Source organism: Streptomyces sp. NPDC005566, assembly GCF_040605575.1.
Classification (GTDB): Bacteria; Actinomycetota; Actinomycetes; order Streptomycetales; family Streptomycetaceae; genus Streptomyces.
On record NZ_JBEXDB010000022.1, the window covers coordinates 116891 to 123831 of the forward strand.

The window sequence follows — 6941 nt, forward strand, 5'->3', positions numbered from 1 at the left end:
CTACGCGTTGAACCACGAGCCGAGCTCGACGATCAGCCGGCACTGCGAGGAAAACCTTCCTCTGGCGGCCTTGATCGGCAGCACCCGTGCCGTACTCCTGCGAATCGTGGCGAACGGAGCCTCCAGCAGTGAGCTCGCGCGACTCGCCGGTATCTCCCCGGCGACCGTCACCTTTCACACCCGGGCGCTCCGGGATGCGAAGCTCATCAGCAGCCAACGGCACAGCAGCGTCGTTCTGCATGTCCTGACGCCGTTGGGGGCCGCCCTGCTCAGCGGAGCGGTGCCGAGTGCGGAGGTGCCGTAGCCGTCCGTCTGCGTGATCTCTGCCGAGCACTCGCGCCACACAGCGTCCGCGCCACACAAGAAGTCGGCATCCATATTTCTTGGGTCACATGGGCGGTGGTGCCCGCGAATTCAAAAGAGCGACTTCTCACTCATGCGGTTGCACTTGATTCGCATATTCCGGTACGCGGGCGGCCCAGCCGTTCCGGAATTATTCGGTGACAAGAATTGGGCGGTGTACGGCCATCTGACGGGCCTGCCCTTTCGAAGGTTCGTCTCCTGGAATTCTCTTGCCCTCGTCCGGCGAAACCCCGAAGGGCCTCGGCGCGCGATGCGCCGGGGCCCTCAGGGAACAACTGAGTGCGTCGGATCAGTAAGCGACGCTCCCGTACTCGTAACCGAGCTGGAACTCCACGTAGAACTTGGTGCCGTCCTTGACGTCGGTCGCTGCCAGCCCCCAGACACCGCCCCCGATCCAGCGCCAGGCATTGCAGCTGGTGCCGCCACTGCTGGGTAGGAAGCAGGTGCGCACATAGTCGCCGTAGTAGGGCTTGACGTTGATGTCGTTGCAGGTGGACGTGGTGGTGACCGAGCCGGACCCGGGCCACCGATACGGTGCAGAGTTGGTGCTGGAGAACGCCTTGGCGCCGCCCAGGCAGGACTGGACCGCGGTGGGTGCTGCGGTGGCCGTCGCAGTGGTTGCGGCTGTCAGCCCACCAGCCATCAAGGCAACAGCCGCCAGAACTCCGAGAGTGCGTGAATGGTTACGCATTCTGTTCCCCTCCCCGCGCCGGAATGGCCCGGCGCTTCGTCGACTATAGAGCCGGCGCGGTCTTCTCGAATAGAGGATCGACGGAACTCCGTGTGAAGCACCAAAAGGTATACGGATCAGCTGGGTCGAGCTTCTCGCGTGATGTGGAACGCGTCTGCATCGAGCGGTCGCCATTCCTCGCCATCGCGCAGTCGACGGTGCATGCCATCGATGGAGTGGTCGCCGTGGGGGACAATACGAAGGGCCGTCCGGTAAATGATCTCCGAGGGCTGGTGCCCCGCCTGTCGGCCCTTCCGGCGAGGAAGGTGACAGGACCTCACCCGTCTGCTCTGAACACCTCGCCACTCTCTTACGTATGAGGGGTGCGCACCCGGCTCACGGCCCGGGGATGGGCACGTCCGACACGGCAGAGACGCGAGGAGTCCTCGGTGAGCAGGTCCACACGAAAACGATCGAAGAGAGGCAGACGCACGGTCGCCGCCTCGGCCGCGCTCATCCTCGGTGGCGGCGGACTCATCGTTGTCAACACCTATGCCGCGGCCGGGGAAGGCCAAGGGGCCGGGCCCGGCGGGGACCCAGGGACCCGGACCCAGCAGGCCGGTTTCCCGGCGGCCACCGTCAGATGTCCCGAGCCTGCCGACACCCTCACCGACGTGCCGGAGGCGGCGAGGGCGGAGGTCGACCGTGAACTCGCCACGCTGGACTCCCGGATCACGGACGCCTACCGGCGGTTCGCCGACCGCAGGCAGCGGATCGAGAAGGATCCGCAGGTTCTGGAGAAGGAGGTCCTCGGCCCGCTGAGGAGTGAGCGGGCGGCGGGCATCCAGCGGATCGCCTCCGCTGTGGAGAAGGCCGGGGGGACGCCTCCCGCCGGGCTCGACGGGCTGGCCGCGTGTTCCGTGAAAGCGGACGAGGCGGACGGGGGTGCCGACGCGGCAGGGACAGCCGGGGAAGGGGCCTCCGACGCTCCGGCCCAGGAGCAGGACGGGAACACCGGCGAACAGGCCGAGGGCAGCGGCGGACAGGCCGGTAACGGCCCTGCGGCGTCCGACTTCGCCGACATCGCCTCCGCCGAGCCGACGGCGCCCCGGCCGGGCTTCGGTGCCGACGCCTCCCGGGGCACCTTCGTGACCGAGTGCGGTGTGAACGCGAACGGGAAGTTCAACCCTGACAACGTCATCGTGGCGCCCGGCGTGAGCAACGGCGCGCACCACATGCACGACTACGTCGGCAACCAGGCCAACGACGCCTTCGCGAGCGACGACGACCTCGCCGCCGGCGCGACGACCTGCCGCGACCAGGGTGACCGCTCCACGTACTACTGGCCCGTGCTGCGGCTGCAGGACGGGCAGGAGGAGAAGGACGCCAAGGCGGGTGGTGGTGGAGCCGACCTGAACGTCGGCAAGATCCTCACTCCGTCGCAGGTCACCCTGACGTTCGTCGGCAGCCCGGTCGGCCGGGTGACGGCGATGCCGCGCTTCCTGCGGATCATCACGGGGGACGCGAAGGCGTTCGTCAACGGCGACAAGAACGCGAACGCCTCCTGGAGCTGCACCGGTTCGGAGGACCGGCAGCTGCGCGACAAGTACCCGATCTGCCCGGCCGGCAGCCAGGTCGTGCGCACCTTCGAGTTCCAGAGCTGCTGGGACGGCCGGAACGCGGACAGCGCCAACCACCGGACCCATGTGGCGTTCGCGGAGGCCGACGGCGGCTGCCCGGAAGGGTTCCGGGCCATCCCTCAGCTGGTGCAGCGCATCGTCTACGACGTACGGCCTCCGGTCTTCGACGGTGAGAGGCCCGTGGTCTTCGCACTGGACTCGTTCCCCGAGCAGCTGCACAAGCCGCAGACGGATCACGGCGACTTCATCAACGTCTTCGACGAGACACTGATGGCAGACCTGGTGGACTGCCTCAACGAGGGCCGGAAGTGCGGGGCCGGCGACGGCAAGGACGAGGGCGGCGCCGGCGACGGCAACGACGACGGCGGGGCCGTACCAGGAGATGCCCCAGGAGCCGGAGCCGGAGCAGGAGCCGGAGCCGGTGATCCCGGCGGGGACACACCCGAGGAGCCGGGCGGTGGGGACGCTCCGGAGCGGCCGGAGGGTGACAAGGAGCCCGGCCGTCAGGACCCGCCGCCCGCCGACCCGCCGCCCGCCGACGCACCGCCCGCCGACGCACCGACCGTGCGGCCCACCGCCGACGGAGCGAAGCCCGAGCGGCCCGGCACGCCGCAGGCGAAGAGCACCGAGTTGCCCGCCCGTCCGTCCGCCGAGGGAGTCGAGGCATCCCCTGCGCGAAGTGCCCCCGCCCGGGACGTGACACCCGAGGTTGCCGTCGACGCCGGAGAGAAGTCCGCCGCCGTACCGCAGAGCGCGTCGAGCGAACCGGTCACCGGTCCGGTGGCCCAGAACGCCGGCTCCGTTCCGCAGGCGGGAGAGAGGACGCCCCCCGGCAAGGGCGCACTGGCATCCACCGGCGCCCAGTGGTGGCCCTCCGCAGCTGGAGCGGTCCTGCTGATCGTCGGCGTCCTGCTCCTCCGGACGCGGCCGCGACGGCAGGCCACTCGCGGTCGATGAGATCGGCCCCGCTCGTGCCTTCCCGGGCGGGCGCGAGCGGGGTGCGCCGTCATCGCCCCACGAACCCGGTCACCAACCGAGGCCCGTACCGAACCCAGGGCGGTCCAGGGCCCGGGCACCTGGACTGCTCGCCTTCACCCCACCCGGCGCAGCGTCAGCATCCGGCTCGCGTACCCACCGGGCGGCAGCTCCGCCGGCACCCCGTACGCGGCCAGCGCGGCTCCCCGGTGTTCCGTCCCCGCCGGGAGCGCCCCGCTGTCGTCGTCGACGCGGTACGCCGCCTCCGGATCGAGACCGCGCAGCCGTAGCCGGGGCAGGGCCGAGCGTTCTGCCGGTCCCACCCGCCACTGGAGGACCACGCACTCGCCGCCGTCGCGCGCCACGTACTGCACGGCGTGAGAACCATCCGCCGGGGAGCCCAGGCGGTACAGGGCGCCGGCCTGGATCGTGGACCGTACCTTGTTGTAGAGGGCGACGTACGCGGCCGTCTCGTCCAGTTCCGCCTTCGGCCAGTGCGTCAGGTCGCCGCCGATGCCGAGCGCACCGGCCATGGCGCTGTGCAGGCGGAACCGCAGGGGCACGGCCCGCCGGGTGTACGGGTTCGGGCTGTCCGTCACCCAGGCGCCCATCACCTGTGCGGGATAGAGCTGCGAGAAGCCGTACTGGATGGTCAGCCGGTCCACCGCGTCCGTGTTGTCCGAGGTCCACGCCTGGTCGGTACGGGCCAGGCTCGCCAGGTCGACCCGCCCGCCGCCGCCCGAGCAGGTCTCGATCCGCAGCGCGGGCCGCGCGGCCCGCAGCCGGTCCAGGACCAGATGCGTCCCGAGGGCGTGCTCGACGAACACCCTGCGCACGTCAGGGCGACGACCGGCGGAACCCGCCTCCGTGAACGACCGGTTGAAGTCCCACTTGAGGAAGTCCACATCGAACGCGTCGACTGTCCGCAGCAGCCAGTTCAACGCCCAGTCCGTCACCTCGGGCCGCGAGAAGTCGAGCACCAGCTGGTTACGCAGCGGGTGGGCGGTGCGGTCGGGCAGGTGCAGCACCCACTCCGGTCGTTCGCGGAACAGATCGCTGTCGGGATTGACCATCTCCGGCTCCACCCACAGCCCGAACCGCATGCCCAGTCCGTGGACGTGGTCGGCGAGCGGGCGCAGCCCCTCGGGGAAGGCAGCCGGCCGGGGGGTCCAGTCGCCGAGACCCGCGCGGTCGCTGTCGCGCGCCCCGAACCATCCGTCGTCGACGACGAACAGCTCGGCGCCGACGCGCGCGGCCAGATCTGCCAGTTCCCGCTGCCCGTCGAAGGTGACGTCGAAGGCCGTCGCCTCCCAGGAGTTGTAGAGCACCGGGCGCAGCTCGTCGGGAGCGGGCAGCACGTGCTGCCGCACGTAGGCGTGGTACGCCCGGGACGCCCCGCCGAATCCGCCCGGCGCGTACAGGCCCGTGCTCACCGGAGTCGTCCAGGTCTCGCCCGGCGCGAGGGAGATCTCCACGCCCTCGTGGCCGCTGCCACCCAGCACGCTGCACCGGCCGTCCGCGGACCGCACCGCCGTCATCCGCCAGCTCCCCGCGGTGGCGAGGGCGACGGTCCACACCTCGCCGTTCTCCTCGGTCGCGTCCCCGGCGTCGAGGGCGAGCCAGGGGTTGCTCTGGTGGCCGGTGTGGCCGCGCCTGCTGGTGAGGGTCGTCTCGCCGACGGCCAGGGGGGTCCGCCGGAGTCGGAACTCGTCCGCCCACTGCCCGTGGACGGAGCTCATCCGGTACGCCCGGAGGACGGGCAGGTTCCACTGTGCGGCAGAGTGCCGTACCAGCGACAGAGGCGGCTCCTCGCGTGCCCCGGTGTGCTGAAGTTCGGTCCAGCGTTCGATCACCGGGCAGTCCTGGCGGACCCGGTAGTGCAGGTGCCACCCGAGCGGGCGGCGGGCGTCGCGGAGGCTGACGGACAGCTGCGCGCTGTCACCGTCCTCCCGGACCTCGTAACCGTCCACGAACGGCTCGGTCGCACCGGTGCCGTCCGCGTACCGCACGTCCAGGGCAGGCGGGGCGAACCGCACCTGCCCGTCGACGGCCAGCTCCTCCGTACCGTCGAGCGGGCTGTCGAAGCTGCTCCCTGCGGAATCCGGCTCCGACAGGACGAGGGCGTCCTCCAGGCTGAGGGGCGCCCCCCAGTGCAGCAGGCGTACGGTGCCGGCGGACGCGTCGACCCGCAGCACATAGCCGGTGTCGGCGGCGCGCAGGAGTACGGTCCCGGAGGGGCGGTCGATCTCGACGAGAGACATCAGCGGTCCTCTTCCCGGTGTCGTACGGCCCGTTCCCGTACAGGCTGTTCCCGCAGGACCATGACATCCCCGGCCGGGACGCTCGCGCACCCCGACAGCGCCGAACCGTCCAGCCGAGTATGGCCGTCGACGGGGATGGTCACCTCCCCGTCCGTGTGGTTGACGAGGAAGAGGTACGACCGGTCGCCGGCGCTGCGGCGTACGGCTTCGACGCCGGGGGGAACGGCGGCCACCGGGGCGGCCCCGGCCTCCCGGCACACGGCGTCCAGGAGGTCGCGCAGGGAACGCGCGGGCAGGGCCGCCGCCGCGTACCAGCCGGCGCCGGCACCGTAGGAGTGCCGGGTCACGGCGGGGCCGCCGCGGGCAGGGCCCCCGTCCGGGCCGTCCACGAACCGCAGCCGGGCGGTGCAGCCGCGCGACTCGACCCGCTCGGTCCACAGCAGCGCGCGGCCACCGTCGGACAGCAGTGCCGACTCGCCCTCCCGCAAGGGGACGTACTCGTCGACGACGAGTCCGAGGAGGTCCCGGAACGCGCCGGGGTGTCCGCCGGTCCGCACCCGGTCGTAGGCGTCCACGGCCCCGCTGAACGGGCCGAGCACGGCGTGGCCGCCGCCCCGCACGTAGGCGTGCAGGGCATCCGCGTCCGCGTCGGACACCAGGTAGAGGCTGGGCGCGACGACGGCCCGGTACGGGGTCAGGTCGGCGTCGGGTGCCACCAGATCGCAGGTGACGCCGAGATCCCACAGCGCCCGGTACCAGTCCCTGACCGTGTCCAGGTACCGCAGCCGCTCGGAGGGGCGGGCCTCGAGCTCCAGGGCCCACCAGGTGTGCCAGTCGAAGAGCAGTGCCACGTCCGCCTGCACCTGGGTGCCGCACACCTCGGCCAGGGTGGTGAGTTCGGCGCCGAGGGCGGTGACCTCGGCCCAGGTGCGGGTTCCGGTTCCGCCGTGCGGAAGCATCGCGGAGTGCCACTTCTCCGCACCGGCCCGGGACTGCCGCCACTGGAAGAACATGATGCCGTCGGCGCCGCGG

5 protein-coding genes are annotated in these 6941 nt (G+C 71.3%); 2 read left to right on the top strand and 3 right to left on the bottom strand.

Annotated elements, in window-relative coordinates; genetic code table 11:
• Window positions 1–304 (top strand): winged helix-turn-helix domain-containing protein (locus ABZS61_RS29690; RefSeq protein ID WP_356427877.1); only part of this gene is annotated, 304 nt, incomplete at its 5' end.
• Between the two features lie 348 nt (window positions 305–652).
• On the opposite strand, the gene ABZS61_RS29695 is transcribed toward ABZS61_RS29690, so the two are convergent.
• The gene (locus ABZS61_RS29695; protein WP_356427880.1) at window positions 653–1054 is read right to left on the bottom strand and encodes a hypothetical protein; all 402 of its coding nucleotides are present in this window, start codon (window positions 1052–1054) and stop codon (window positions 653–655) included.
• 428 nt (window positions 1055–1482) lie between these two features.
• Between ABZS61_RS29695 and ABZS61_RS29700 the strand changes: the two genes are divergently transcribed.
• A complete protein-coding gene (locus tag ABZS61_RS29700; RefSeq protein WP_356427883.1) occupies window positions 1483–3630 on the top strand; it encodes a DUF1996 domain-containing protein in 2148 nt (715 codons plus the stop codon).
• A 134-nt stretch (window positions 3631–3764) separates the two neighbouring features.
• Here ABZS61_RS29700 and ABZS61_RS29705 read toward each other — a convergent pair whose 3' ends face one another.
• Together ABZS61_RS29705 and ABZS61_RS29710 are read right to left on the bottom strand one after the other, a co-directional pair.
• A complete protein-coding gene (locus tag ABZS61_RS29705; protein WP_356427886.1) occupies window positions 3765–5909 on the bottom strand; it encodes an alpha-galactosidase in 2145 nt (714 codons plus the stop codon).
• Window positions 5909–6941, bottom strand: a 1033-nt coding sequence (locus ABZS61_RS29710; RefSeq protein ID WP_356427889.1) for a beta-galactosidase trimerization domain-containing protein, incomplete at its 5' end; no start/stop codon positions are given. The genes ABZS61_RS29705 and ABZS61_RS29710, both read right to left, overlap by 1 nt.